Annotated in this window: 27 protein-coding genes; 11 read left to right on the top strand and 16 right to left on the bottom strand. The window is 40.9% G+C overall.

The features are described from left to right. The 11 genes from HOO90_RS11595 to rnhB form a co-directional block, all read left to right on the top strand. The coding region (locus tag HOO90_RS11595; RefSeq protein WP_292843234.1) for an undecaprenyl diphosphate synthase family protein at window positions 1-180 on the top strand (180 nt) is incomplete at its 5' end. A 59-nt stretch (window positions 181-239) separates the two neighbouring features. Continuing rightward, on the top strand, window positions 240-1,079 hold the full coding sequence (locus HOO90_RS11590; protein ID WP_292843232.1) for a phosphatidate cytidylyltransferase: 840 nt from the start codon (window positions 240-242) through the stop codon (window positions 1,077-1,079). Next, a complete protein-coding gene (gene ispC, locus HOO90_RS11585; protein WP_292843230.1) occupies window positions 1,069-2,274 on the top strand; it encodes a 1-deoxy-D-xylulose-5-phosphate reductoisomerase in 1,206 nt (401 codons plus the stop codon). Before HOO90_RS11590 ends, ispC begins: the two co-directional genes overlap by 11 nt. Next, window positions 2,268-3,644: an RIP metalloprotease RseP gene (rseP, locus tag HOO90_RS11580; protein ID WP_292843229.1), complete on the top strand. Its 1,377-nt coding sequence runs from the start codon at window positions 2,268-2,270 to the stop codon at window positions 3,642-3,644. Before ispC ends, rseP begins: the two co-directional genes overlap by 7 nt. 52 nt (window positions 3,645-3,696) lie before the next feature. After that, window positions 3,697-5,997, top strand: coding sequence for an outer membrane protein assembly factor BamA (gene bamA, locus HOO90_RS11575; protein ID WP_292843227.1), 2,301 nt, complete (start codon window positions 3,697-3,699; stop codon window positions 5,995-5,997). A gap of 150 nt (window positions 5,998-6,147) precedes the next feature. After that, window positions 6,148-6,651 carry an OmpH family outer membrane protein gene (locus HOO90_RS11570; protein ID WP_292843225.1) on the top strand — a complete coding sequence of 168 codons (504 nt, stop codon included), beginning with the start codon at window positions 6,148-6,150 and terminating at the stop codon, window positions 6,649-6,651. A gap of 40 nt (window positions 6,652-6,691) precedes the next feature. Continuing rightward, window positions 6,692-7,729 carry a UDP-3-O-(3-hydroxymyristoyl)glucosamine N-acyltransferase gene (lpxD, locus tag HOO90_RS11565; protein ID WP_292843223.1) on the top strand — a complete coding sequence of 346 codons (1,038 nt, stop codon included), beginning with the start codon at window positions 6,692-6,694 and terminating at the stop codon, window positions 7,727-7,729. Between the two features lie 48 nt (window positions 7,730-7,777). Further along, window positions 7,778-8,248, top strand: a complete 471-nt coding sequence (gene fabZ, locus HOO90_RS11560) for a 3-hydroxyacyl-ACP dehydratase FabZ (RefSeq protein WP_292843221.1) — start codon at window positions 7,778-7,780, stop codon at window positions 8,246-8,248. An 8-nt stretch (window positions 8,249-8,256) separates the two neighbouring features. Then, window positions 8,257-9,039, top strand: a complete 783-nt coding sequence (gene lpxA, locus HOO90_RS11555) for an acyl-ACP--UDP-N-acetylglucosamine O-acyltransferase (protein ID WP_292843219.1) — start codon at window positions 8,257-8,259, stop codon at window positions 9,037-9,039. 8 nt (window positions 9,040-9,047) lie between these two features. Further along, window positions 9,048-10,181 carry a lipid-A-disaccharide synthase gene (gene lpxB, locus HOO90_RS11550; RefSeq protein WP_292843217.1) on the top strand — a complete coding sequence of 378 codons (1,134 nt, stop codon included), beginning with the start codon at window positions 9,048-9,050 and terminating at the stop codon, window positions 10,179-10,181. Window positions 10,182-10,201: 20 nt separating this feature from the next. Next, window positions 10,202-10,774: a ribonuclease HII gene (gene rnhB, locus HOO90_RS11545; RefSeq protein WP_292843215.1), complete on the top strand. Its 573-nt coding sequence runs from the start codon at window positions 10,202-10,204 to the stop codon at window positions 10,772-10,774. A gap of 102 nt (window positions 10,775-10,876) precedes the next feature. Here rnhB and HOO90_RS11540 read toward each other — a convergent pair whose 3' ends face one another. From HOO90_RS11540 to HOO90_RS11465, 16 genes are all read right to left on the bottom strand, one after another. Beyond that, window positions 10,877-11,272 (bottom strand): hypothetical protein, encoded by a 396-nt coding sequence (locus HOO90_RS11540; protein ID WP_292843213.1) that lies wholly within the window; start codon window positions 11,270-11,272, stop codon window positions 10,877-10,879. Between the two features lie 171 nt (window positions 11,273-11,443). Then, a complete protein-coding gene (locus HOO90_RS11535; RefSeq protein WP_292843211.1) occupies window positions 11,444-12,205 on the bottom strand; it encodes an MBL fold metallo-hydrolase in 762 nt (253 codons plus the stop codon). A 24-nt stretch (window positions 12,206-12,229) separates the two neighbouring features. Further along, the gene (locus HOO90_RS11530) at window positions 12,230-13,009 is read right to left on the bottom strand and encodes a TatD family hydrolase (protein WP_292843209.1); all 780 of its coding nucleotides are present in this window, start codon (window positions 13,007-13,009) and stop codon (window positions 12,230-12,232) included. Between the two features lie 15 nt (window positions 13,010-13,024). Then, entirely contained in the window at window positions 13,025-13,396 is a 372-nt protein-coding gene (locus HOO90_RS11525; RefSeq protein ID WP_292843207.1) for a PilZ domain-containing protein, read from the bottom strand. A 44-nt stretch (window positions 13,397-13,440) separates the two neighbouring features. Further along, complete coding sequence (gene holB, locus HOO90_RS11520; protein ID WP_292843205.1) at window positions 13,441-14,454, bottom strand: DNA polymerase III subunit delta'; 1,014 nt, start codon at window positions 14,452-14,454, stop codon at window positions 13,441-13,443. Window positions 14,455-14,474: 20 nt separating this feature from the next. Beyond that, complete coding sequence (tmk, locus tag HOO90_RS11515) at window positions 14,475-15,080, bottom strand: dTMP kinase (protein ID WP_292843236.1); 606 nt, start codon at window positions 15,078-15,080, stop codon at window positions 14,475-14,477. A 71-nt stretch (window positions 15,081-15,151) separates the two neighbouring features. Continuing rightward, window positions 15,152-16,147, bottom strand: coding sequence for an endolytic transglycosylase MltG (gene mltG / locus HOO90_RS11510; protein WP_292843203.1), 996 nt, complete (start codon window positions 16,145-16,147; stop codon window positions 15,152-15,154). Continuing rightward, on the bottom strand, window positions 16,144-16,977 hold the full coding sequence (gene pabC / locus HOO90_RS11505; RefSeq protein WP_292843201.1) for an aminodeoxychorismate lyase: 834 nt from the start codon (window positions 16,975-16,977) through the stop codon (window positions 16,144-16,146). The genes mltG and pabC overlap by 4 nt, the downstream gene beginning before the upstream one ends. Window positions 16,978-17,087: 110 nt before the next feature. After that, window positions 17,088-18,320, bottom strand: a complete 1,233-nt coding sequence (gene fabF / locus HOO90_RS11500; protein WP_292843199.1) for a beta-ketoacyl-ACP synthase II — start codon at window positions 18,318-18,320, stop codon at window positions 17,088-17,090. A gap of 144 nt (window positions 18,321-18,464) precedes the next feature. Next, a complete protein-coding gene (gene acpP, locus HOO90_RS11495) occupies window positions 18,465-18,701 on the bottom strand; it encodes an acyl carrier protein (RefSeq protein ID WP_015832083.1) in 237 nt (78 codons plus the stop codon). 145 nt (window positions 18,702-18,846) lie between these two features. After that, window positions 18,847-19,587 (bottom strand): 3-oxoacyl-ACP reductase FabG, encoded by a 741-nt coding sequence (gene fabG / locus HOO90_RS11490; protein WP_292843193.1) that lies wholly within the window; start codon window positions 19,585-19,587, stop codon window positions 18,847-18,849. Between the two features lie 71 nt (window positions 19,588-19,658). Beyond that, window positions 19,659-20,594, bottom strand: coding sequence for an ACP S-malonyltransferase (gene fabD / locus HOO90_RS11485; RefSeq protein ID WP_292843191.1), 936 nt, complete (start codon window positions 20,592-20,594; stop codon window positions 19,659-19,661). 82 nt (window positions 20,595-20,676) lie between these two features. Further along, a complete protein-coding gene (locus HOO90_RS11480; RefSeq protein ID WP_292843189.1) occupies window positions 20,677-21,618 on the bottom strand; it encodes a beta-ketoacyl-ACP synthase III in 942 nt (313 codons plus the stop codon). Continuing rightward, entirely contained in the window at window positions 21,615-22,667 is a 1,053-nt protein-coding gene (gene plsX / locus HOO90_RS11475) for a phosphate acyltransferase PlsX (RefSeq protein ID WP_292843187.1), read from the bottom strand. Before plsX ends, HOO90_RS11480 begins: the two co-directional genes overlap by 4 nt. A 199-nt stretch (window positions 22,668-22,866) precedes the next feature. After that, window positions 22,867-23,046 carry a 50S ribosomal protein L32 gene (rpmF, locus tag HOO90_RS11470; protein ID WP_292843185.1) on the bottom strand — a complete coding sequence of 60 codons (180 nt, stop codon included), beginning with the start codon at window positions 23,044-23,046 and terminating at the stop codon, window positions 22,867-22,869. 153 nt (window positions 23,047-23,199) lie between these two features. After that, the gene (locus HOO90_RS11465) at window positions 23,200-23,745 is read right to left on the bottom strand and encodes a YceD family protein (RefSeq protein WP_292843183.1); all 546 of its coding nucleotides are present in this window, start codon (window positions 23,743-23,745) and stop codon (window positions 23,200-23,202) included. Between the last annotated feature and the right edge of the window lie 93 nt (window positions 23,746-23,838).

Here is a 23,838-nt window from a genome sequence, read left to right as displayed (position 1 = left end):
GGAGAAAAACGGATTAGTAACTTTTTGCTATGGCAACTTGCTTACACGGAATTATATTTTACCGATACCTTGTGGCCAGATTTCAATGAAGAGGCTTTTAAGCTGGCCATTCAGTCCTATCAAAAGCGCGAACGACGCTTTGGTCGAACGAGCGAACAGCTCACTGAAGCTAAAGCTTAGCCATACTTTAAAGATTCCCTATTTCAAACCAATAATTTTAATAAATCATTCTATAAATCATGCTTAAAACTAGAATTATTACCGCTATCGTACTTTTTATTGGCTTTACTGCGGCTTTATTTACAGCCAGTGATTTGGTGTGGAGTTTAATTACTCTGGCGGCAACCATACTCGCCGTCTGGGAATGGTCTAACCTCATTAAGCTAAATAAACATCAAATGTACTTCGCTGTTTCAAGTGCATTGGTTGTTGGATTGACAATAACTTTTGCATCCAAATTAGCCATCACACTTCCACTTAGTCTTTATATTGATGAATGGATATTCGCACTTCTCGGCATTTCAACTATATTTTGGGTTGTTCTTTCACCGATTTGGCTGATTACTAGAAAAAAGATTAATCACAAATTTATATTATCTGCATTAGGGTTGTTGCTTTTGCTCGCTACCTGGGTGGCCCTCGATGGCTTGCACAATATTAGTCCGTGGATGCTATTAGGTATATTGGGTACAGTGTGGTTAGCCGACAGCGCCGCCTATTTTGCTGGGAAAAAGTTCGGTCGTCACAAACTAGCTCCTGAGATCAGCCCAGGTAAAACATGGGAGGGCGTTGCAGGTGCGATATTAGCAGCAACCCTATATGGATTATTGCTCAACCATTATTTATTTTACAGTCATTGGATTATTGTCGGATTGTGGCTTATAGTAATACTTAGTGTGATGGGAGATTTGTTTGAATCGCTACTCAAACGCCAAGCGGGTGTAAAAGATAGTAGCCATCTACTACCAGGCCATGGCGGCGTTTTAGATAGAATTGACGGTTTAATTTCTACGTTACCATTAGTGCTGTTTTATATTTACTTTCCACTTTTTTCAAGCCTGCAATTACATGGCCGATAAATCATCTGGCCACCAGCCACAAAGCGTAACTATATTGGGTGCTACTGGCACCATTGGCACACAAACTTTAGACGTTATTGCACAGCACTCTGATCGTTTTAGCGTCTTTGCTTTATCAGCCAACGATAATGTTAAAAGCTTGTTTGATTTGTGTATGAAGCATGCGCCTAAATATGCGGTCATGCTACAAGAAGCCGCATCAGATGAATTACGTTATAAGCTTAAAACAACTGGATCAGACACGATTGTTTTACAAGGGGTAGATGCCCTGAATAAAATAGCCGCTCATGAACAAGTGGATATTGTGATGGCGGCTATTGTTGGGGCGGCTGGTTTACAGCCAGCCATGGCAGCGGCAAAAGCAGGTAAACGCATTCTTCTGGCAAATAAAGAAACGCTAGTGTTAGCGGGTAATTTGTTTATGCAAGCGGTTATTGAAGGTGGCGCCACTCTACTACCTATAGACAGTGAACATAATGCGATATTTCAAGTAATGCCACAACAGCGCAGCCGTCAACTGAGTGACATGGGAGTTAGACGCGTGTTGTTAACGGCATCTGGTGGACCTTTTCGTAATGCCAGTTTGCAAGAACTTAATACTGTAACACGAGCACAAGCGCTCAATCATCCCAATTGGGTAATGGGGCCTAAAATCACCATCGACTCAGCCACCATGATGAATAAAGGCTTAGAAGTTATCGAAGCGCACTGGTTATTTAATGCGCTTCCTAAGCAGATTGATGTGATTGTTCACCCACAAAGCATCATCCATTCTATGGTTGAATATATTGATGGGAGCGTGTTGGCACAACTTGGCAATCCTGATATGCGAACCCCCATCGCCTATGGGCTTGGTTATCCAACTCGGCTGGCAAGTGGTGTCAGCAGCTTAGATTTACTTAAAATTGCAAGATTAGATTTTTGCGCTCCTGACCTAGAACGCTTTCCGTGCCTGAGGATTGCTTATGATGCATTGAATATAGGCGGTACTGCCCCTGCTATTTTAAACGCAGCGAATGAAGTGGCCGTTGGAGCTTTTTTGGCAGAGAAAATCGGCTTTATGAACATTCCGCAAATTATTGAGACCGTGTTAAGTTCAGCCAAAATTGAACAAGTTGAGTCGATTCATCAATTGGAAATCATTGACGAGCAAGCAAGAAAAGACGCAAAACTAAGGGTCAGTGCTTTATGTTGACTGTTTTCTCATTTATTTTCACCTTAGGCTTGCTGGTCACAATCCATGAGTATGGGCATTTTCAAGTAGCTAAATGGTGCGGTGTGAAGGTGTTAAAGTTTTCCATCGGTTTTGGCAAGCCTCTTTGGGTAAAACGGTTTGGTATTGATAATACTGAATTAGTTATTGCCGCAATCCCTTTGGGGGGCTATGTAAAAATGCTCGACGAACGCGAATTTTCTGACGAGTCGAATGCACCTTCCTATACAGAAACAGAGTTAAAGCGTGCTTTTAATCGGCAATCTGTTTTCAAGCGTATTGCCATTGTCATTGCAGGCCCAGTGGCCAATTTATTGCTTGCCATGTTACTGTATTGGCTATTGTTCATGATGGGGGTCGTTGGCATAAAACCCATAGTTGGCAAGGTCGCTGAGCATAGCCCTGCGGCTGAAGCCAGTCTTGTAGCTGGTGATAGCATTCAAAAAATCAATGGTAATTCTGTTGCCTCCTGGCAAGAGGTCAGTTGGATATTGTTGAAAGAATCATTAAAAAACAATAAGGTAGAAGTTGAGGTGCTGAACAGCCATCAAAAACCCCAAATCCATTCGCTAAATATAGGTAACATTCATGCAGTCAGTAACAATAAAGACCTTTTGAATAGCTTAGGCATCACAGTATTTCAGCCAAATATTCCCGCGCGCATCGATACCGTTATTAAAAATAGCCCTGCTGATTTGGCGGGTTTAAAAACTAACGATTTGTTGCTTAGTATAAATGCCATCAAGATAAAGAGTAGTGATGATTTCATTCAACAAGTTCGAAAAAATCCAAAAGTTGCGCTTGAGGTGATTGTTGAGCGTGAAGAAACTGAAATCCAGATAAAATTGACCCCAGAGCAAGTGTTAGAAAATGATGAAAAAATAGGGCGCATTGGTGCATCATTTAAACAAGATTCAGGGGTGATTGATAAATTTCTTGTTACTACCCATTATTCTGTTTTAGAAGCGTTAATTAAAGCCACAGAGAAAACTTGGGATAACTCAATATTTACCCTAAAAATGCTTGGAAAGATGCTGACAGGTCAAGTCTCGATTAAAAGCATTAGTGGTCCCGTAACTATTGCAAGTTATGCTGGGCAAAGTGCTAGCATGGGATTTAAGGTGTTTATTGGATTTTTAGCGATCATTAGCATTAGTATTGGTATATTAAATCTCTTGCCTATACCAGTGTTAGATGGCGGTCATTTGATGTATTATATGATTGAAATTTTCACGGGTAAACCTACTTCCGAATCGGTTATGATAATCGGTCAGAAAATTGGGTTTACTTTGCTAGGTTTTATGATGATCTTGGCGTTTTATAACGATATCAATCGATTGATAACAGGCTGACTGCATGGCGATAATTAATTTTAAAAACTCAAAAAAAAATGATCAACCCTTAATGAATTTTAAACAAAAATCCTTACTGCTATTAATTTCTGGCTTATTTGCAAATTCTGCATTAGCACTTGAACCCTTTGTTGTTAAGGACATCCGTGTTGAAGGTATACAGCGAACAGAAGCTGGTACGGTATTTACTTATCTGCCAGTAAAAGTGGGCGAGACAATGAACGACGAGCTCGCATCGCAAGCGATTAAATCGCTTTACAACACCGGGTTCTTTAAAGACGTTCGCATAGAGGCGGAAAATGGCGTATTAGTAGTCACCGTGCAAGAACGGTCGTCAATCGCGCAAATTGATTTCAGCGGCAACAAATCATTCCCAACCGATAAAATGAAAGATGGTCTCAAGCAAATCGGCATCGCAGAAGGACAAATATTCGACAAATCACAATTAGATAAGGCCGAACAGGAAATCAAACGGCAATATCTATCTCAAGGTAAATATGGCGCAACGGTAAAAGCTGTCGTTTCACCACTTGAGCGAAATCGAGTTGCAGTGCGCTTTGACATTGAAGAGGGTGCAGTATCTAAAATCCGTAGCATCAATATCGTCGGTAACCAAACATTTTCAACGGATGATTTACGTGCAGAATTTTTACTCACCACGCCCAATTGGATGAGTTGGTGGAATAAAGACGATCAATATTCAAAACAAAAATTAAATGCTGACCTTGAAACATTGCGATCTTTTTACTTAAATCAGGGTTACCTTGAATTTAATATTGATTCAACGCAAGTTTCAATTTCGCCAGACAAGAAAGATATTTACATCACGGTAAATGTGACTGAGGGTGAGAAATATTCGATTTCTGAAGTTAAAATAGCTGGCGAAACCATTGTGCCAGATGAAGAATTGCAACAACTGATCACGATTAAAAAAGGTGATACGTTTAGCCGCGATAAAATAACCCAATCAAGCAAGGCGATAAGTGATCGCTTGAGTAACGATGGTTATGCTTTTTCAAATGTGAATCCAGTACCAGAAGTGAATAAAGAGCAACATACGGCTGCTTTTACCTTTTTTGTCGATCCAGGTAAACGAGTCTATATCAGACGCATCAATATTGCTGGCAATAGCAGAACACGTGATGAAGTGGTGCGCCGCGAAGTGCGTCAATTAGAATCAGCATGGTATGCTTCGAATAAGATTAATCGTTCTAAAGAACGTATTGTTCGTACAGACTTCTTTTCTGATGTGAATATTGAAACTCCTGGTGTGCCCGGCACAACCGACCAAGTGGACTTAAATATTAGTGTCACTGAAAAATCAACGGGTAGCATTCAATTCGGTGCGGGCTTATCGAGTAATGAGGGCGTGGTATTTGGTATTACCGTGAATCAAAACAACTTCTTAGGTACTGGCAATCGTGTTAGCGCACAAGTAAACACTGGTAAAGTAAATACCACGTATTCACTCTCGTTTACTGACCCTTATTTCACGCCAGACGGTGTCAGTCGTGGCTTCGACGTTTATCGTCGTGACGTTAATACCAGTTCACTCAACGTTGCTTCGTACAATAGTTCTTCTTACGGTGGTGGAATAAGATTCGGCGTGCCGCTCAACGAGCGTGATGGCATCAACTTTGGCTTAGCGGCCGACTTTACAAAAGTTGATTTGAATTCACAAAGTCCGACACAGTATCAAAGATTCTGTGGTAATACGACTGGTTGTACTAGTAATTCCGTAGTTGCGTCCGCGGGTTGGGCACACGACACGCGGGATAGCATCATGTTCACAACGAATGGCGTGTTGCAAAAACTAAGCGGAGAAGTTGCGCTGCCGATATTAGACTTAAATTATTATAAGATTGACTACAAGCAAGCTTGGTTCAAGAACGTTTATAAAGACTTTACCTTTATGCTGAATGGTGAAATTGGGTATGCGGACACGTATGGCAATAAAAAATATCCGTTCTTCAAAAACTATTTTATGGGTGGTGTAAACTCCGTTCGCGGCTACGATAATGGCTCATTAGGGCCTAGGGATATCGATCCGATTACGGGTCAAGATTACGCTGTTGGCGGTACCAAACGTATGCTCGGCAACGCTGAATTATTTTTTCCTATTCCAGGCTTGAAAGATTCAAAACAATTTAGACTCAGTGCGTTTGTTGATGGCGGTAATGTTTGGGGCAGTGAATCGGGTTACAGTTTGAGTGATTTGCGTTATTCAACAGGTGTAGGGGTTAGCTGGCTTTCACCATTTGGCCCTTTAAAACTGGTTTACGCAAAACCACTCAATAGCAAAACGGGTGATAACACCCAGAATTTGCAATTCCAATTGGGCTCTCAGTTCTAGCTTAATAAAACAAAGTTCTAGACTGATTTAACGTTAAATCGTTAACCAGTTGATTTTTAGCTGTAAATTTTATGGTAGGTCATAAAAATATTACTTTCGTCTTGTGGCATAATGTGCGAATAGAAATGTAGTTGTTTTAGGAGGTTTTAAGTGAGTAATTTGTTGAAAAAATTAGTATTATCAAGTTTTATGATGTTGACTATCAATGCCTATGCGGTAGATTTAAAGGTAGGTTACGTACAAGTTGATAAAATTCTGCAAGAAGCACCACAAACCGCGGAAAGCGGTAAAAAACTTGAAAAAGAGTTTAGTCCTCGCTCACAAGAACTTGATCGTCTAGCAAAGCAAATCAAAGACTTAGAAACGGCACTTGATAAAGATGGATTGACTATTACAGAAGCAGAGCGACGCAGTAAAGAACGTGATGTGCAAAATATTAAAACAGAGTTTCAACGTAAACAACGTGAACTTCGTGAAGATATTAATCTACGTAAAAATGAAGAACTTGGTAGCTTACAAGATCGCATTAACAAAGCCGTCCAGTCGGTTGCTAAAGCAGAAAATTATGATTTGGTGATGTATAGTGGAGTCGCTTACGCTGCTGATAAAATCGATATAACTGACAAAGTATTAAAATCCCTAGGTAAAAAATAATTCACCTGAACTTTTAATCGTTTATTTCAGAGTCCACTTAATGGGTAAGCGATACTCACTTAGCGATATTGCCAAGACATTAGGCGGCCGCATAGTTGGTGATGAGTCAACTTCAATAGCAAGAGTTGCATCGCTAAGCAAGGCTAGTGTTGGCGACATTTGTTTTATTAATGACGCCAAATACCAAAAAGCACTTGCTTCATGTCAAGCCAGTGCCGTTGTGTTAAGAGAAAAAGATTCCAGCTTAACCAACTTACCTAGAATCTTGGTAGATAATCCGTATGCATATTTCGCCAAGCTCTCCACACTCTTAAATCCTATTTCAGAATATCCTTTGGGAGTTGCATCAAGCGCGGTCGTTGATCCTACTGCAAGCATTCCTGAATCTTGCAGCATTGCACCATTAGCTTTTGTCGGTGCAAATGTTGTACTGGGGGAACACGTTAATATAGGAAGTGGCTGCATTATTGAAAATGATGTGAATATTGCTGACAACACCCGATTAGAGCCACATGTCACCATTAAACACCATTGTTATGTGGGTAGAAATTGTCACATATTTTCAGGTGCTGTTATTGGTTCCGATGGGTTTGGCTATGCAGAAGAATCTGATAAATGGCTAAAAATTCCGCAAGTAGGTCGTGTAATCATTGATGATAATGTTGACATAGGCGCGAATACTACAGTCGATCGTGGCGCATTAGATGATACGATAATAGAAGAGGGCGTTAAACTCGATAATCTCATTCAAATCGGCCATAACTGCATTATTGGAGCCCACACTGTGATTGCAGGATGCACGGGGATCGCAGGTAGCGCAAAAATAGGTAAGCATTGCAAAATAGGGGGGGCTGCAATGATATTGGGGCATTTGGAAATAGCAGATAACGTGACTATTTCACCTGGTAGCATGATTACACGTTCATTGCCTACTGCAGATACCTACACCGCGCTTATGCCTTTTCAAACGCATAAAGCATGGCTTAATACCGCCGCAAAAATTCGCCATTTAGATGACCTTTCGGCTAAAATTAAACAACTTGAAAAAGAAATAGCTCTGTTAAAATCCAACAAGTGAAAACTATAAAACAATATAGTGAAACTATAGAAATGAGCTGAGAAAAACATGACGACAAACACAGATTCTACCAGCATGGACATCCATGAAATACTTGAACATCTTCCTCATCGGTATCCGTTTGTGCTGATAGACCGTGTTATTACAATGGAGCTAGGTAAAGAAATCACCGCCTTAAAAAATGTGACGATTAATGAACCCTTTTTCCCGGGTCATTTTCCTTATCACCCAGTGATGCCAGGAGTGTTAATTGTAGAGGCCATGGCACAAGCTGCAGCAATACTGTCATTTAAGACCATGGGAGTAAAACCCAGCGATGACTCCGTTTATTATTTTGCTGGTATAGATAGCGCGCGTTTTAAAAAGCCAGTTTCGCCAGGCGACCAAATCATACTGAATGTCAAAATCGATCGCATTTTAAAAGGAATTTGGAAATACTCTGGCATAGCAAGTGTAGACGGCACCGTGGTCGCAGAAGCTCAGATGATGTGTATCTTAAAAAATATTGAAAAAAAGTGAACTAAGTAATGTCTGCTGTAAAAATTCATCCAACGGCAATTATAGATGCCTCAGCCGAACTAGATTCAAGTGTAGAAATCGGTCCTTATTCCATTATAGGTGCCAATGTCAAAATTGACGCTGGAACTCGCATTGCTGGCCATGTCATAGTTAATGGGCCAACTATCATCGGTAAACACAACCAAATATTTCAATATTCCTCTCTTGGTGAAGCGCCACAAGATAAAAAATACAAAAACGAACCTACATTGCTGGAAATCGGCGATAACAATACCATACGTGAATTTTGCACCTTTAACCGCGGCACAGTGCAAGATAAAGGCACGACTAAAATAGGCAATGAAAATTGGATTATGGCTTATGTGCATATTGCGCACGATTGCCAAATAGGCAACCACACAATTTTTGCCAATAATTCATCGTTGGCGGGTCATGTAGATATTGACGATTTTGCAATTTTAGGCGGCTTCACACTCATACACCAATTTTGTAAAGTCGGCTCGCATGTGATTACCGCCGTAGGCTCTGTAGTTTTTAAAGATATCCCACCATACATAACGGCTTCTGGTTACGATGCAAAACCGCATGGCATCAATGCTGAGGGTTTAAAGCGTCGTGGTTTTAGTGCAGATAGCATCTTACAAATTAAACGCGCCTATAAAGCCTTGTATCGAAATGGCCTTACCCTGGAAGAAGCCAAGATTGAACTTGCAGCCATGCAAGCAACAAGCCCTGAAATCGGATTACTTACCGACTTTTTGAATATTTCGACACGCGGCATCGTTCGTTAGGTTGCCACATGATTAGAATAGGTATCGTCGCTGGAGAAGCTTCAGGAGATTTGCTTGGTAGTCTCCTCATCCAAGCATTAAAGTCAAAAAACTCTGATATAGAATTTGTAGGGATTGCAGGTCCAAAAATGATAGGTGAGGGCGCACATTCACTTTTCCCCATCGAGCACTTATCGGTACGTGGCTATATAGAAGTTATCAAACACCTGTTCAGCCTACTTAAGCTCAGACGGCAATTGCTAAAGCATTTCTTAAGCAATCGCATCGATTTATTCATTGGTATTGACGCCCCTGATTTTAATTTTTGGTTAGAGAAAAAATTAAAAAACAAAGGCATCAAGACCATCCATTATGTAAGTCCGTCTGTTTGGGCTTGGCGTAAAAACCGAATCAAAAAAATTAAACATGCCGTTTCACACATGCTGGCATTATTTCCATTCGAGCCTGATTTATATCGAAATGCAGGTGTCCCTGTCACCTATGTTGGTCATCCGTTAGCCGACATGTTGCCAATTGAGCCTAACACGACTGCTGCACGTGACCGCTTAAAAATTAGCGCTGGTGCAACTGTCATAGCGATGCTGCCTGGTAGCCGCCAAGGTGAAGTTAAACAACATGCAGAACTTTTTGTGCAAACGGCTAAACTTATTAATGCAATGATTCCGAATACCTTGTTTCTTGTCCCTTTAATTACACGGGAAACACGCCAGATCTTTGAATTGGCGATTTTTCATGAACAAGAGAGCCTGCCAATCCAAATACTATTCGGACACTCGCATGATGCAATGGAAGCGGCTGACTTGGTAATTGTAGCCTCAGGCACAGCGACTCTTGAGGCTGCCTTGTTAAAAAAACCGATGGTAATTACCTATCGAATGTCTAACTTGAGCTGGCAAATACTGAAGCGCATGCGTTTACAACCATATGTAGGTTTGCCAAATATATTGGCTGAGCAATTTATAGTGCCAGAACTCTTACAAGACGATTCAACACCTGAAAAACTTGCTGATGCTTCGTTAAAATTGATGAGTGACACAAAAAATATCGCTAAGATTAAAACTGAATTTACTAGAATTCATCAAATTTTAAGACAAAACACTGCTGAAAAAGCTGCCGAAGCAATTTTCGCACAGCTAAAATAATATTTACAACATATAAAACTATGCAGCTAATTTGTGGTGTGGATGAAGCAGGACGTGGTCCATTAGCAGGCGCAGTCTATGCAGCAGCGGTTATATTAAATCCTGAGAATCCTATACTTGGTTTAGCTGATTCTAAAAAGCTCTCTGAAAAAAAACGTGACTTATTAAGTGTTGAAATAAAAAAGCACGCACTTGCCTGGTCAGTTGAGAGTTGCAGTGTTCAAGAAATTGACGAAATTAATATTTTGCAGGCTAGTTTGTTGGCTATGAAGCGTGCCATTGAATCGCTACAAGTTCAGTTCTCCATTGCGCCTTGCTTAGTGCTAGTAGATGGTAATAAGTGTCCGAGTATTGACATCGCTTGTGAGGCCATCATTAAAGGGGATAGTAAAATCCAGGCAATATCAGCTGCTTCCATATTAGCCAAAGTTGCGAGAGATGCTGAGTTATATCACTTAGACAAGTTATATCCACAATATGGCTTTGCTAAGCATAAAGGATATCCAACCGCTTATCATTTAGCGATGTTACAACTACATGGTGTTTCGCCTGTGCATCGTCTTACTTATGCACCAGTAAAAACATTGCTGTAATATATTATTTTACATAATATACATTATACGAAGTAATTTCCACTTTAATTAAGCCAGAATAATTACTGGCTTAATTCTGCTCTTATAAACTTTTAAGAGAATTTATCGATTGTTGAAAAAAGCAATATTCATCACCTTATCATTGACAAAGGTAATTTCAGTTTCTTTATAGGTGTGTTTTGGATCATAGTTAACTATATTTTTGTAATACCACATTTCAACATTAACACGTTTAGAATTTTTCTCATCTGCACCTACTTTTCCTAAGAAACCAGTTGCACCAGCAGGCTTAACTGATAACTCCTTTTTAAAAGGTGCACCTAATTTCTCGGTTACTATTTTTTTTGTTTTTCCGCTGAATGTGTTTAAAAACTGATCTTCTGTATACTTTTTACTCACGGAAGCGGCTGTAACGGCTGTTGCACCGAATGTAAAAAGTACTGCAGCAACTACACAAAAGCACATTTTGACTGCTGAATTATTCAAATTTAACTGCATGTAAAAATCTCCTATTTTAATCTCTGATTATCTCATTATTATTTTAATTCGTTACATATATCACTATATCTTTTAACAATTAAGATAACGGCTATATAACGCACAAGAACGCTTTTAGCTGACGTACTTATCGAATAATTATTCATTCAATTACTTTTTCAATACTGGTATTTACAGTGACAATTTTAATCCATCGTATCCAACAAAAATGTTTTGAGGCAGTTGATCACTTAATTGTGAAAATTCCAATTCATGCGTCATATGGATTAAGTAAGTCGCTTCGGCATTTATTTGCTTCGCATAGTGCAGACTTTGTTGAAAATTAATATGAGTGTAATGTTTTTCGTATCGAAGGCAATCAAGTAGCAATATTTTTACGCCCTGCAATAGCATTAACGAGCTATCAGGAATGTTTGATACATCCGTAAGATAGGCTATATTACCAATTCTATAGCCGTAGATGTCGCTAATACCGTGTTTGAGTGGGATGGGAATAATTTTTTGTTCAAACAACTCAAATGGCGCATCGATTGAAATGCCTTTAAGTACAGGCAAGTCCCAAAAATTACTTGGTTCGCGTAAGGTATAAGCAAATTTTTGCGAGATGTGTGCAATCGTTTCAGGACTACCATATAGAGGTATTTGACTGCGCTGCAACTGACAAAAAACACGCAAGTCATCAATACCATGTAAATGGTCGGCGTGCGTATGGGTGTATAACACGGCATCTATACGAGTGAGACCCTCCCGCAATGCCTGCTGACGCAGGTCGGGACCAGTATCGATTAGTAGGGTTTTACCATTATTTAACTGAATTACACTGGAGCAACGTGTTCTATTATTGCGAGGATCGTGCGATGTGCAAGTCTGACAATCACAACCGAGCATCGGTGTACCTGCACTAGAACCGACGCCCAGCATTGTTAATTGCATTCAATACAAACCCAAATAAAAAGATTAAGCACGCAATTTTTCTGCGAGACTAAATAAACGAAAAAAATTAGCCGTTGTGGCTTCTGATACCTCTTCAAAAGAAATACCGCGTAAATGTGCAATTTCTTCTGCTACGTGTTTAACATAGGCTGGCTGATTGGTTTTACCGCGATACGGCAAGGGTGCAAGATAAGGAGAGTCAGTTTCCACTAATAATCGATTCAACGGGATTTGCTTGGCAACATTTTTAATTGACTGTGCATTTTTAAAGGTCACAATTCCAGAGAATGAAATATAAAAGCCTAGTTCAATCGCTTGTAAGGCAACTTCTAAATCCTCAGTAAAACAGTGCATCACACCACCAATGTTATGTGCATTTTCTTCACGCATAATACGCAAAGTATCTTCGGCTGCATTACGCGTATGAATTATCAAAGGCTTGCCAGAGGCTATTGCTGCGCGAATGTGCGTACGAAAGCGAGTGCGTTGCCATTCCAAATTACCTGTAAGTCTAAAGTAATCTAATCCAGTTTCGCCAATCGCGACTACTTTAGGGTGATCAGCAAGCTTTAGTAAGGTCTCAAGGCTTGGCTCTTCAATATTCTCATAATCGGGATGCACACCTACCGAGGAAAAGAAATTTTCATTCGTTTCAGCCAAAGCTAATACTTGTGGGAAATCTGGCAGGGTGACGGAAATGCATAAAGCATACCCTACTCCATTATTCTGCATTGCCTGTTTTATGTCAGGCAGGTTGTTAAACAATTCGGGAAAATTAAGATGACAATGTGAATCTACAAGCATATCAGGCCGTTAAAATCACATTGTATTGGTTGGACGAGAAGATTTCAGTGCGCTTCCAAGTAAATTTTCAATTTTATTCTTTGCTTCTAAGCCACCATCTTTATCGCTAAACTGCACCCCTACCCCCTGAGGTCGGCCTGCTTGTGCCGTCGGCGTAACCCAAACCACATGTCCGACCACTTTTAATTTCATTGGGTCGTCGATAAGACTCAGCAGCATAAAAACTTCTTCACCAATTCTGAAAGTTTTACTGGTTGGAATGAATAAACCACCTCCTTTAAGATACGGCATATAAGCCGCATACAGCGCCACTTTCTCTTTAATTGCAAGTGACAATACACCTGGTTTTGGCGTACTTGTAATACTATCCGCAAGGTTCTCAGCCATAATTTATCTCTACCAATTCAAGTTCAGCATTATTAATTAACCTGTTAATTAGGTTGAAAAATCTTTGTATATTCCAACAACAAAGTTTCCATTTGCAACTCGTGATTCAATGGGTGCAGGGCTAATTTACGCAGCGCCTCAATGTTTTTTTGTAACTGAAATAATCTACTCAAGTTTACCTTGTCTGCAAGTACTTGCAAAGCCGTTGTTTGCGTAGCATGATAGCGTATTTTTTGCGTCAAATGCAGCGCCACAATATCATAGATCCATTTCTGCAAGGCAATCACCCCAGATTCTACCGAGCCTGCGATGAACGCAGGTGCGGCAATATGTGGCTGAAGTTTGCTTCCAAGCGCTAACATCCGCCAGATTTCAGTAAGTTGAGTAAACTGAAATTGCTCGGTGAAAACCTTTATTGGCGAACCCTCTAAATAGGCCAACTGCGCTTTTGCATTTGATACGCCCTGCTCGTTAAGCCACGCCAACGCTTGTTTCTCACCTGGAATTGGCATGGTCACTTTTTGACAACGACTGAGAATGGTTGGCAACAAACGTTGTAATTGATGGGCTACTAAGATAAAAATCACACCTTCTGCGGGCTCTTCTAGCATCTTTAACAACGCATTCGCAGAGGCTTGATTTAGGGCTTCTGCGGGGTGTATCAGAATAATTCGCGAGCCTTCGCTACGATGACTTGATAGGCCTAAAAAGTCACTTAATTCACGTATCTGTGCGACTGAAATTTGTGTTTTTTTCTTAGTTTTTTTTGCAGATGAACCCTCTTCATCCGTTTCGGATTCTTGCTCAGGACTAAGCAAACGAAAATCAGGATGACTGTCTTCAGTAAACCAATTACAGCTAGAACAAGTGCCGCATGCATGACCGAGTTCACTTTTATTTGTGCATAAAAGTGATTGGCTAAAATGCCGAGCGAAATCATACTTACCAATTCCTGCACGACCATGCAACAATAAAGCATGTGCTCTACGCTTATCATCTTGGTTTACCAACTGCCAAACTGAAGTTTGCCATGGGTAGAGAGCGGATAAATTTGTCATTAATTTAATCTTTAATTTATTCATAGTGTTGAGAGAATATTCTCAATGGACACTGTAACTTCAGCAAGTGATCTATTGGCATCAATAACACTAAATCTAGCGGGATTATCTTTAGCTCGTTGCAAATAAGCCCTTCTAATTTTATTAAAAAAATCAGCATTTTCGCGCTCAAATTTATCTGGTGCTCGCGCACCTGCAAGCCTTGCCAAACTCACCTCTACTGGCACATCGAATAAAAGTGTAGCATCTGGTTGCAAATCACCTTGCACCCACTGCTCCAATAATTCTATTTTTTTTATTGAAACCCCTTTTGCGCCACTTTGGTAAGCATAAGTTGCATCAGTAAAGCGGTCAGACAGTACATAAGCGCCTCTTGCCAATGCCGGTTGAATCACAGTTGCAATATGTTCGCGCCTCGCAGCAAACATAAGCAGTGTTTCTGTTTCGGCATGCATATTTTCATGCAGCAAAATCTCACGCAAACGTTCACCTAATCCAGTACCACCCGGTTCTCGAGTTGAAACAACTTCATGTCCGCGTGATTGTAAAATAGCAATTATATTCGCAATATGCGTGCTTTTCCCCGCGCCATCCATGCCTTCTAATGTAATGAATTTTGGTTTGATCATTTTCTTTGTTCTATATTGCAATTAATTTGAGTCTGCATTTATTAATTTATCTGCCTAACTACTAAAACCTATCGTTTTAATTGATATTTAACTACCGCGCGGTTATGGTCAGCGAGATTAGTAGAAAAGACATGGCTGCCATCGCCTTTGCCAACAAAATACAAGGCTTTTGTTTTTGCTGGATGCAGCGCAGCCTCAATAGAAGCCAAGCCAGGCATCGCAATAGGAGTTGGGGGCAAGCCGCTTCTTGTGTATGTGTTATAAGGAGTGTCGGCTAATAAATCGTTTTTACGAATATTACCTTTATACTGCGCCCCCATGCCGTAAATAACGGTTGGGTCAGTTTGTAGACGCATTCCAATGCGCAATCTATTTATAAATACACCTGCAATCATCGGCCTCTCGCTTGCTTTACCTGTTTCTTTTTCCACAATCGAAGCCATAATTAACGCTTGATAAGCATTTTTATAGGGCAAGCCAGCTTCACGACTATCCCATGCGGCTTTCAATTTGTTTTGCATGGCATCATAACTGCGCTGCAGAATCACTGTATCGACGGTATTGCGATCGAAATAATAAGTGTCGGGGAAAAATAAACCTTCTGCTATTGTATATTCCGACCCCATTAGTTTTAATATTTCAGATTCAGATAACACTGCAATCGATTGTTTTACAGCATCATTTTTCTCTAGCCTGTCACGCATTTGTGCAAATGTACGCCCCTCAATGAAGGTCGCACTGCCTTGTGTTGCTTTGCCATGATTGAGCGAAAGTAATAATTGATAGGGCGTAACATTTCGATTTAATGTGTAATTACCTGCCTGGAGATTTTTTTCTTTATTGAGTAACTTTGCCAAGATAATAAACCGCCAAGGTTCAATTAATACGCCTTGCGCTACCAATTGATTGGCAATACCTTTAAGCCCACTTTTTGGCTGAATGCTAATCTCTTGGCTATCAGGCAGTAGCTTTAGTGAAGATGTCGCATAGTAAGCTAACCATGCGCCCAATATTAAAATGGTGAAAATACTCAGCAGTAGCCACTTTTTGATACGCTTAATCATGACTTAAGTAGAGTTCTAATCGTGTTTGCTAATGTTTGTTGCGGCATTTTTCTTTCGCCTATTTTTTTTACTTGGAATGCACCATATAAACTATTGCAAATAATCACTTCATCTGCCAGAAGCAATTTCTTAATTTGCAATGCTTGAACCTCAACGGTTAAATTTAATGTTGAAGCTAAACCCATAATACGCTGCCGCGTGACTCCTGCAACTCCACAATCACTTAAGTCTGGAGTAATTAATTTACGATCAAATCGCGCGAAAATATTGCTCATGGTGCATTCAATTGCATTCTCGTGTTGATCTAATATTACGCCATCAAAAATATTCTCATCCTGCCATTCCATGCGTGCCATGACGTTTTCAAGACGATTCAAATGTTTAATACCAGCAAGTCTTGTTTGCGTCGCTAGCCTAGTTTTACAAATATGCAAATTGACACCGTTTGTTAAATTGCCTTCCGAATAACGACGCATTGGCGTATTTAAAACCACTCTTGTTGGGTTTGTTATCGCAGGGGCCGCATAACCACGGTCTCCCTCACCCCGAGTAATAATAATCTTAATAACACTGGTCAAATTTTCCGTAAGTTCTTGTTTTGATATCAGTTGCTGCAGATCGCTCATTAACAGTTCTGCGCTTGGACAAACGATGCCAATGGCAGCACAATCTGCCACCAACTTTTGGTAGTGTAAAGGCCAGCATTCCAGCAATCCATTTTGCATCAGCATAGTACGAAAAACGCCATCGCCATAAGCAAAGCCGCGATCAAGCGGGCTGACAACCTGATTAAAATCACCGTTTATTAGATATGAGCGAGTGCGATGCATAAGCCCTAATTAAACCATAGCAAAGGTCAATAACCAACAGATTAACAGAATAAAAAAGCCTGCAAATAACGCAGGCTATGAATAAAATACAGATTGTTGGGAATGAAAACTTATATTTTTTTGAAAACCAAACTACCGTTCGTGCCGCCAAAACCAAAATTGTTTTTCAGTGCATATTCAATTTTCACGTCACGCGCTGTATTCGCACAGTAATCCAAGTCACATTCTGGATCTTGATTGAAAATATTAATGGTTGGAGGTGACACTTGATTATAAATGGACAGCACGGTAAAGACCGATTCTAGACCACCAGCACCACCCAACAAATGGCCTGTCATTGATTTGGTAGAATTGACGACTAACTTATAAGCGTGCTCACCAAATGCCGCTTTAATGGCATTCGTCTCATTTGAATCACCCAGTGGGGTAGAAGTACCATGCGCATTGATAAACTGCACTGCAGAAGGATCTATACCTGCATTATTCAGTGCATTACGCATGGATCGACGTGGTCCATCCATGTTAGGTGCTGTCATGTGATAAGCATCAGCACTCATGCCGTAACCACTTAACTCAGCATAGATTTTAGCACCACGCTTCTTTGCATGCTCATACTCTTCAAGCACCATGACACCTGCGCCCTCGCCTATTACAAAGCCGTCACGATCTTTATCCCAGGGGCGACTTGCAGTTGCTGGATCATCATTGCGCGTAGAAAGTGCACGAGAAGCAGCAAAACCTCCTACACTCAGGCGCGTAATAGCCGCTTCTGCGCCGCCAGCAATCATCACGTCAGCATCGCCATATTCAATCATGCGTGACGCATCGCCAATAGAATGTGTGCCTGTAGTACAGGCCGTTACAATCGCCACATTCGGGCCTTTAAAGCCAAAAAGAATAGATAAGTTACCTGAAATCATATTGATAATGGTGCCAGGAATAAAGAAAGGCGATATCTTACGCGGACCTGACTCCTGATAGAGTATGTCAGTATCCTCAATAAACTGCATGCCGCCAATACCGGAGCCAATCGACACGCCAATACGCTCCGCATTTTCTTCGGTAGCCACGATACCTGAATCCTTCACCGCCTCGATTGCCGCTGCTAGACCGAACTGAATAAAGGTATCCGTCCGCCTTGCGTCTTTAGCTGTAATAAAATCTTCAGGATTGAAATTTTTCACTTCACCTGCAATGGTGGATGAAAATGCACTCGCATCAAATTTAGTAATTTGAGTAATGCCCGACTTACCAGCAATCAGGTTATCCCATGCGGTTTTAACACCAATCCCTACAGGCGAAACCACACCAAGACCAGTAACGACGACTCTGCGTTTAGACATAAGTTAAGTCTTTCAGAAATGATTAACCCAGAAAACCTTTACAAAAACTGCTAAATGATTTCTGGGTTGTAATGCAATAAGGTAGCTACAGCGCCTTAAGTATGCCTAAAAAGCATACCAAGTAGCCTAGCAACCTGTATGAATTTATTTGAGGTTAGTATTGATGTAATCAATCGCTAATTGAACTGTAGTGATTTTTTCTGCTTCTTCATCAGGAATTTCACAATCAAACTCTTCTTCAAGTGCCATTACAAGCTCAACTGTATCGAGTGAGTCAGCACCTAAATCATCTACAAAAGATGATGCATTTTTAACATCAGCTTCATTTGCACCAAGTTGTTCTGCAACAATTTTTTTAACGCGTTGTTCGATGTCAGACATCTATTTACCCCTTTTATAAAAAATAGCCTAAATATGAAAAATAACTCGGCTAAGACAGTATTCTACCAAAACTCGAACAGAATACCAAAAACTTAATCAATACCAAAATAATATCTCAATTAATTTCATGTCGAAAATTAAAAGATTAAACCATCAACATACCGCCATTCACATGAATTGTTTCACCCGTAATATAGGCAGCGTTAGCAGAAGCCAAAAAAGCCACTGTAGCGGCTATTTCTTTAACGTTACCTAAACGGCCAACTGGAATCCGTGCGAGCATTTTACTGGTAATTTCTTCTGAAAGTTCAGCGGTCATGTCAGTTTCAATAAAGCCTGGCGCTACACAGTTTACCGTAATACCACGACTGCCCACTTCAGCCGCCAATGATTTTGTGAAGCCTGTCATACCAGCTTTGGCAGCTGCATAGTTAGTTTGACCTGCATTGCCCATATGGCCAACTACGGATGAAATGCTGATAATACGCCCAGCACGTGCTTTCATCATTGGGCGTAACACGGCTTGGCTCATGCGAAATACTGAAGTTAAATTGGTGCTAATTACGGCGTCCCAATCATCTTCTTTCATACGCATTAACAACGTGTCACGGGTAATGCCTGCATTATTCACTAAAATGCTGACATCTCCATATTTTTCACTGATAGCTTTCAATGTTGCTTCAATTTGTGCGGCATCATTAACATCCAAAGCCAAACCTTCACCTTTGATATTAGCTGCACTAAATGTGCTACTGATTGACGCTGCGCCAGAAGCAGAAGTGGCGGTTCCAATAACAATTGCACCTTGTAAACCCAGCTCATGTGCGATTGCTGCTCCGATGCCTCGACTAGCACCTGTAATTAAAGCAATTTGTCCAGTTAACATGATAACTCCATGAAAATATTGATTTTTATAAATGAAACTACCATTAAAATTATTCCGTTGTTTAAATTAGATTAGGCCTGCAATTCAGTGAAAGCAGTATGGTTGACCAACGCAACACAAGGCAAGTCAGCCACGATACGTTTCGTTAGACCAGCCAGCACTTTACCTGGACCACATTCTGCAGCCTGTGTAATTCCTTGTGCATGAATCGCTTGTACTGTTTCTACCCAGCGCACTGGGCTGTAGAGTTGGCGCACTAAAGCATCTTTAATTTTATCGCCCGCATGAAAGGCAAGTACATCGGCGTTTTGAATAACGGAAATCTGAGGGATGTTGATAGTGATATTTTTTAAGTACTCAGCGAGCTTAACCGCGGCAGGTTTCATCAGCGCACAGTGTGAAGGTACGCTAACAGGTAAAGGCAATGCCCGTTTAGCGCCTTTCGCTTTAGCCAGTTCCATACCACGCTCAACAGCAGCTTTATTGCCCGCAATCACAACTTGACCAGGGGAGTTAAAATTTACCGCTTCCAATACCTCATTTTGTGCCGCTTCTGCGCATACTTCACGAACAACCTCATCGTCTAGACCTAATATAGCAGCCATCGCGCCCACACCAGCGGGTACAGCACTTTGCATCACTTCCGCGCGATAACGTACTAATGGTAAGGCCTCTGCAAAAGACAAAGCGCCAGAGGCCACCAAGGCTGTGTATTCTCCTAAACTATGACCCGCCAACACACTTGGCTGTTTTTCTGTTGTGGCTTGCCACGCGCGCCATGTAGCAATGCCAGCAATCAGCATAATAGGCTGAGTATTGGTAGTTTCATTAATTGCTTCGTTCGGCTCGGTCGCCATCGCCCAAAAATCCTGCCCTAAGATGTCTGATGCCTCGACGAAGGTATTGCGAACAGTGGTAGAAACCGAGGAAGTTCCATCGGATAAGCCAGCCATCATGCCGACTGATTGTGAACCTTGCCCAGGGAATAGAAATGCAAATTTATTCATGATAGTTTTTAAGTGTTGCAAAAAAGTGATCCCTTGAATGGATCGGTCATTGAAGTCCTATAATAAATTTTAGTATTAAATACTAATATTTAATTAATGCGGAACCCCAGGTGAACCCACCACCAAAAGCCTCCATTAAAATTATCTCGCCACGTTTGATGCGCCCATCTCTAACTGCCACATCGAGCGCAAGCGGAATAGAAGCAGCTGAGGTGTTGCCATGCTTATCTACGGTAACCACAACGCGATCCATGCTCATGTCTAGTTTTTTAGCTGTAGCTTGTAGAATGCGAATATTGGCTTGATGTGGCACCAGCCAATCTACATCTGACTTTTGCAGACCATTGGCGGTCAATGTTTCGTCCACTATGGCATCTAAAGTATTCACTGCCACTTTAAAAACACCGTTACCTTCCATCTCAACGGTATCACAGCCATTGGTACGTGGCACATGAAGCATTTTTTCGTAACTTCCGTCTGCATGTAGATGCGTGGAGATTACGCCCTGCTCTGCACTTGCTTGCAATATCACTGCGCCCGCACCATCGCCCCACAAAATACAATTACCGCGATTAGTCCAATCCACGATCCGAGAAAAAGTTTCTGCACCAATGACTAATGCACATTTTGTAGCACCGGATTTAATAAAATTATCTGCCGTAGCCAGCGCATAAACAAAACCACTGCAAACCGCTTGAATATCAAAGGCTGGACAGCCAGCAATACCTAGTTTATTTTGCAATATCACGGCGGTGCTTGGAAATATTTTATCGGGTGTTGTTGTCGCCACAATAATTAAATCAATATCAGTCGCCGCAATACCGGCAGCCTCAATGGCTTTACGTGCTGCCTGCAAAGCTAAATCACTGGTAGTTTCGTCATCGGCCACAATGTGACGTTCGCGAATACCAGTGCGAGTAAAAATCCACTCATCCGTGGTATCAACCATGCTTTCCAAATCGGCATTCGAGAGTATTTTTTTCGGAAGATAGCTTCCTGTGCCTGCAATTCTAGAATATGTCATTCGTTATCCGTGCTATTAGCATTTGCTGTTACAGCCTGTGACTGAATATGCTCTATTTCCAATTGATCGGTAATGCGCTTAAGCACACCACTACGAGACTCTTCAACTGCCGTATGAATGGCATTTAAAAATGCCACGACATCCGCACCGCCATGACTTTTCACTACAATACCACGCAAACCTAAAAAACTGGCGCCATTATAGAGTCGCGGATCCATACGTTTCTTAAAGGCTTTAAGCACTGGCATAGCCACAATACCCATTAATTTAGTCAGCCAGTTACGCTTGAATTCTTGCGAAAGAAAACGCCCCATCATTTGCGCCAAACCTTCAGAAGCTTTTAGCGTCACATTGCCAACAAAACCATCGCACACCACGACGTCCGTGGTACTTTTAAAAATATCGTTACCTTCTACATTCCCATAAAAATTTAGGTGGCTATTTCGCAGCAACTCACTGGTTTGTTTGACAACTTCATTGCCTTTAATATCTTCAGAACCGATATTTAATAAGCCGATAGTCGGGTTTACTTTATGCTCAACACAGGAAACTAACATGCTGCCCATCACGGCAAATTGTAGTAATTGCTCAGGTGTACAATCTGCATTCGCACCTAAATCTAGAATATAGGTTTTACCTTTTTGGCTTGGAAATATGCCCGCAATAGCAGGTCGATCGATCCCCGGTAAGGTTTTGAGCACAAACCGTGCCGTAGCCATTAATGCGCCGGTGTTCCCCGCACTCACGCAGGCAGAAGCCTCTCCGCTTTTAACTAAGTTAATCGCCACACGCATCGAAGAATCTTTCTTATTCTTAAGGGCCAGTTGCGGGGATTCGTCCATGGTCACCACTTCACTCGCGTGATGAATACGTAATCGCGGCCCAGTCGTTGCTTTACGCCCTTTAAGCTCAGATTCAATCGCGTCGCTCAATCCAACCAAAACAATATTTAACTGATCGTCTTCACTAAGCGCTTTAAGTGCGGCAGGAATAGTAACGTGTGGGCCGTGATCGCCACCCATGGCGTCTATTGCGAGTGTAATATCCATAGGGTTAGTTGTACTCTGTCCGGTTAACTAAACAATTTATTTGCTGACTCAGCAAGCTGAATTTATTAGCGCGACAAAAACATCAACGCCGCACCAGTAATGGCGCGGCGCTAATGAATTCAATCCGTTACTAATCAAATTTCTAATTCTAGGGTTAATCTAGCTAGATTAAATTTGCAAATCAAATGAGACAGTAAAATTACTCACCTTTTGAAGGCAATACTTTACGACCACGATAATAGCCGTTAGGACTAATGTGATGACGTAAGTGAGCTTCACCTGTAGTAGGCTCCACTGCTAAAGCTGGGTTGACTAAAAAGTCGTGTGAACGGTGCATACCGCGTTTTGAAGGTGACTTTTTGTTTTGCTGAACTGCCATAATAAACTCCAATAAAATGATTAAAACATCATCTCAATTACAAACAAACTGACGTATAAATAACTACTTTACATCACTAATTTAAGACTACGTTAAACTGCTAGTGCGGCACTATAATATAAAACATGACTTTTGTCAGCTTTTAATCAGATTTTAAGGCTTAATTAATCCTTTCAAAGCCGCAAATGGGTTTGGTTTCTCACCACTTTGCATTACCAAAGCAGTACAACCCTCCTCATGCATAGGCGCAATAGGCATCGCCATAATGATTTCATCTTCAATTAGTGCAATCACATCCATGGCTTTATTGGCCTGCTGAAGGTCAAAGTCGTCGTTATTGTCAATTTCTAAGGCATTCACGTCAGCATCACTTACGTCGCCAATTAAATAATTAAAACTAAGCTTTAATTTCAGCGGCATTTCACTTAAGCAGCGCTGGCAAATTACCGTTAAATGGATATTTAATGACAAATACAATAAATACTGGCCTAACGCATCTTTCTTGCCTTGCAATTTATAATCGACTGTACCGAGAGCTGACAAGTTTAAATTTTCTGAGTCATTTGGGCGATTTTGCGTGTTAAGTATTCCTAAAAAATCACCTAACCTAGGACTATCCGCTACCAACAATTGACCTGTTAGGTATTCATTTTTTTTAGCAAAAGCAAGATTGTCTATAAATATAGGGTGATTACTCATTTGATTCGCGCTCTAAAATTGGATTAGGGGATTTAGCAATAAGATTGCGCATGTTACAATTGTCCAGTTTTAGTATCAAATTTAAAGGTTGTA

The sequence above is a fragment of the Methylotenera sp. genome, from assembly GCF_013141425.1.
Classification (GTDB): domain Bacteria; phylum Pseudomonadota; class Gammaproteobacteria; order Burkholderiales; family Methylophilaceae; genus Methylotenera.
The sequence above is the reverse complement of the archived record's forward strand: the minus strand, read 5'-3'. Positions and strand labels throughout refer to the sequence as shown.

Bases quoted from the DNA above. Each gene is read 5' to 3' on its own strand.
- HOO90_RS11535 (WP_292843211.1), bottom strand. From the start codon at position 12,205: ATGCAATTAACAATGCTGGGCGTCGGTTCTAGTGCAGGTACACCGATG.
- bamA (WP_292843227.1), top strand. From the start codon at position 3,697: ATGAATTTTAAACAAAAATCCTTACTGCTATTAATTTCTGGCTTATTT.
- HOO90_RS11465 (WP_292843183.1), bottom strand. From the start codon at position 23,745: ATGAGTAATCACCCTATATTTATAGACAATCTTGCTTTTGCTAAAAAA.
- fabZ (WP_292843221.1), top strand. From the start codon at position 7,778: ATGACGACAAACACAGATTCTACCAGCATGGACATCCATGAAATACTT.
- rpmF (WP_292843185.1), bottom strand. From the start codon at position 23,046: ATGGCAGTTCAGCAAAACAAAAAGTCACCTTCAAAACGCGGTATGCAC.
- lpxB (WP_292843217.1), top strand. From the start codon at position 9,048: ATGATTAGAATAGGTATCGTCGCTGGAGAAGCTTCAGGAGATTTGCTT.
- fabG (WP_292843193.1), bottom strand. From the start codon at position 19,587: ATGTTAACTGGACAAATTGCTTTAATTACAGGTGCTAGTCGAGGCATC.
- mltG (WP_292843203.1), bottom strand. From the start codon at position 16,147: ATGATTAAGCGTATCAAAAAGTGGCTACTGCTGAGTATTTTCACCATT.
- rseP (WP_292843229.1), top strand. From the start codon at position 2,268: ATGTTGACTGTTTTCTCATTTATTTTCACCTTAGGCTTGCTGGTCACA.
- lpxD (WP_292843223.1), top strand. From the start codon at position 6,692: ATGGGTAAGCGATACTCACTTAGCGATATTGCCAAGACATTAGGCGGC.
- ispC (WP_292843230.1), top strand. From the start codon at position 1,069: ATGGCCGATAAATCATCTGGCCACCAGCCACAAAGCGTAACTATATTG.
- HOO90_RS11525 (WP_292843207.1), bottom strand. From the start codon at position 13,396: ATGGCTGAGAACCTTGCGGATAGTATTACAAGTACGCCAAAACCAGGT.
- HOO90_RS11540 (WP_292843213.1), bottom strand. From the start codon at position 11,272: ATGCAGTTAAATTTGAATAATTCAGCAGTCAAAATGTGCTTTTGTGTA.
- HOO90_RS11480 (WP_292843189.1), bottom strand. From the start codon at position 21,618: ATGACATATTCTAGAATTGCAGGCACAGGAAGCTATCTTCCGAAAAAA.
- fabF (WP_292843199.1), bottom strand. From the start codon at position 18,320: ATGTCTAAACGCAGAGTCGTCGTTACTGGTCTTGGTGTGGTTTCGCCT.
- plsX (WP_292843187.1), bottom strand. From the start codon at position 22,667: ATGGATATTACACTCGCAATAGACGCCATGGGTGGCGATCACGGCCCA.
- HOO90_RS11590 (WP_292843232.1), top strand. From the start codon at position 240: ATGCTTAAAACTAGAATTATTACCGCTATCGTACTTTTTATTGGCTTT.
- acpP (WP_015832083.1), bottom strand. From the start codon at position 18,701: ATGTCTGACATCGAACAACGCGTTAAAAAAATTGTTGCAGAACAACTT.
- pabC (WP_292843201.1), bottom strand. From the start codon at position 16,977: ATGCATCGCACTCGCTCATATCTAATAAACGGTGATTTTAATCAGGTT.
- HOO90_RS11530 (WP_292843209.1), bottom strand. From the start codon at position 13,009: ATGCTTGTAGATTCACATTGTCATCTTAATTTTCCCGAATTGTTTAAC.
- holB (WP_292843205.1), bottom strand. From the start codon at position 14,454: ATGACAAATTTATCCGCTCTCTACCCATGGCAAACTTCAGTTTGGCAG.
- lpxA (WP_292843219.1), top strand. From the start codon at position 8,257: ATGTCTGCTGTAAAAATTCATCCAACGGCAATTATAGATGCCTCAGCC.
- rnhB (WP_292843215.1), top strand. From the start codon at position 10,202: ATGCAGCTAATTTGTGGTGTGGATGAAGCAGGACGTGGTCCATTAGCA.
- fabD (WP_292843191.1), bottom strand. From the start codon at position 20,594: ATGAATAAATTTGCATTTCTATTCCCTGGGCAAGGTTCACAATCAGTC.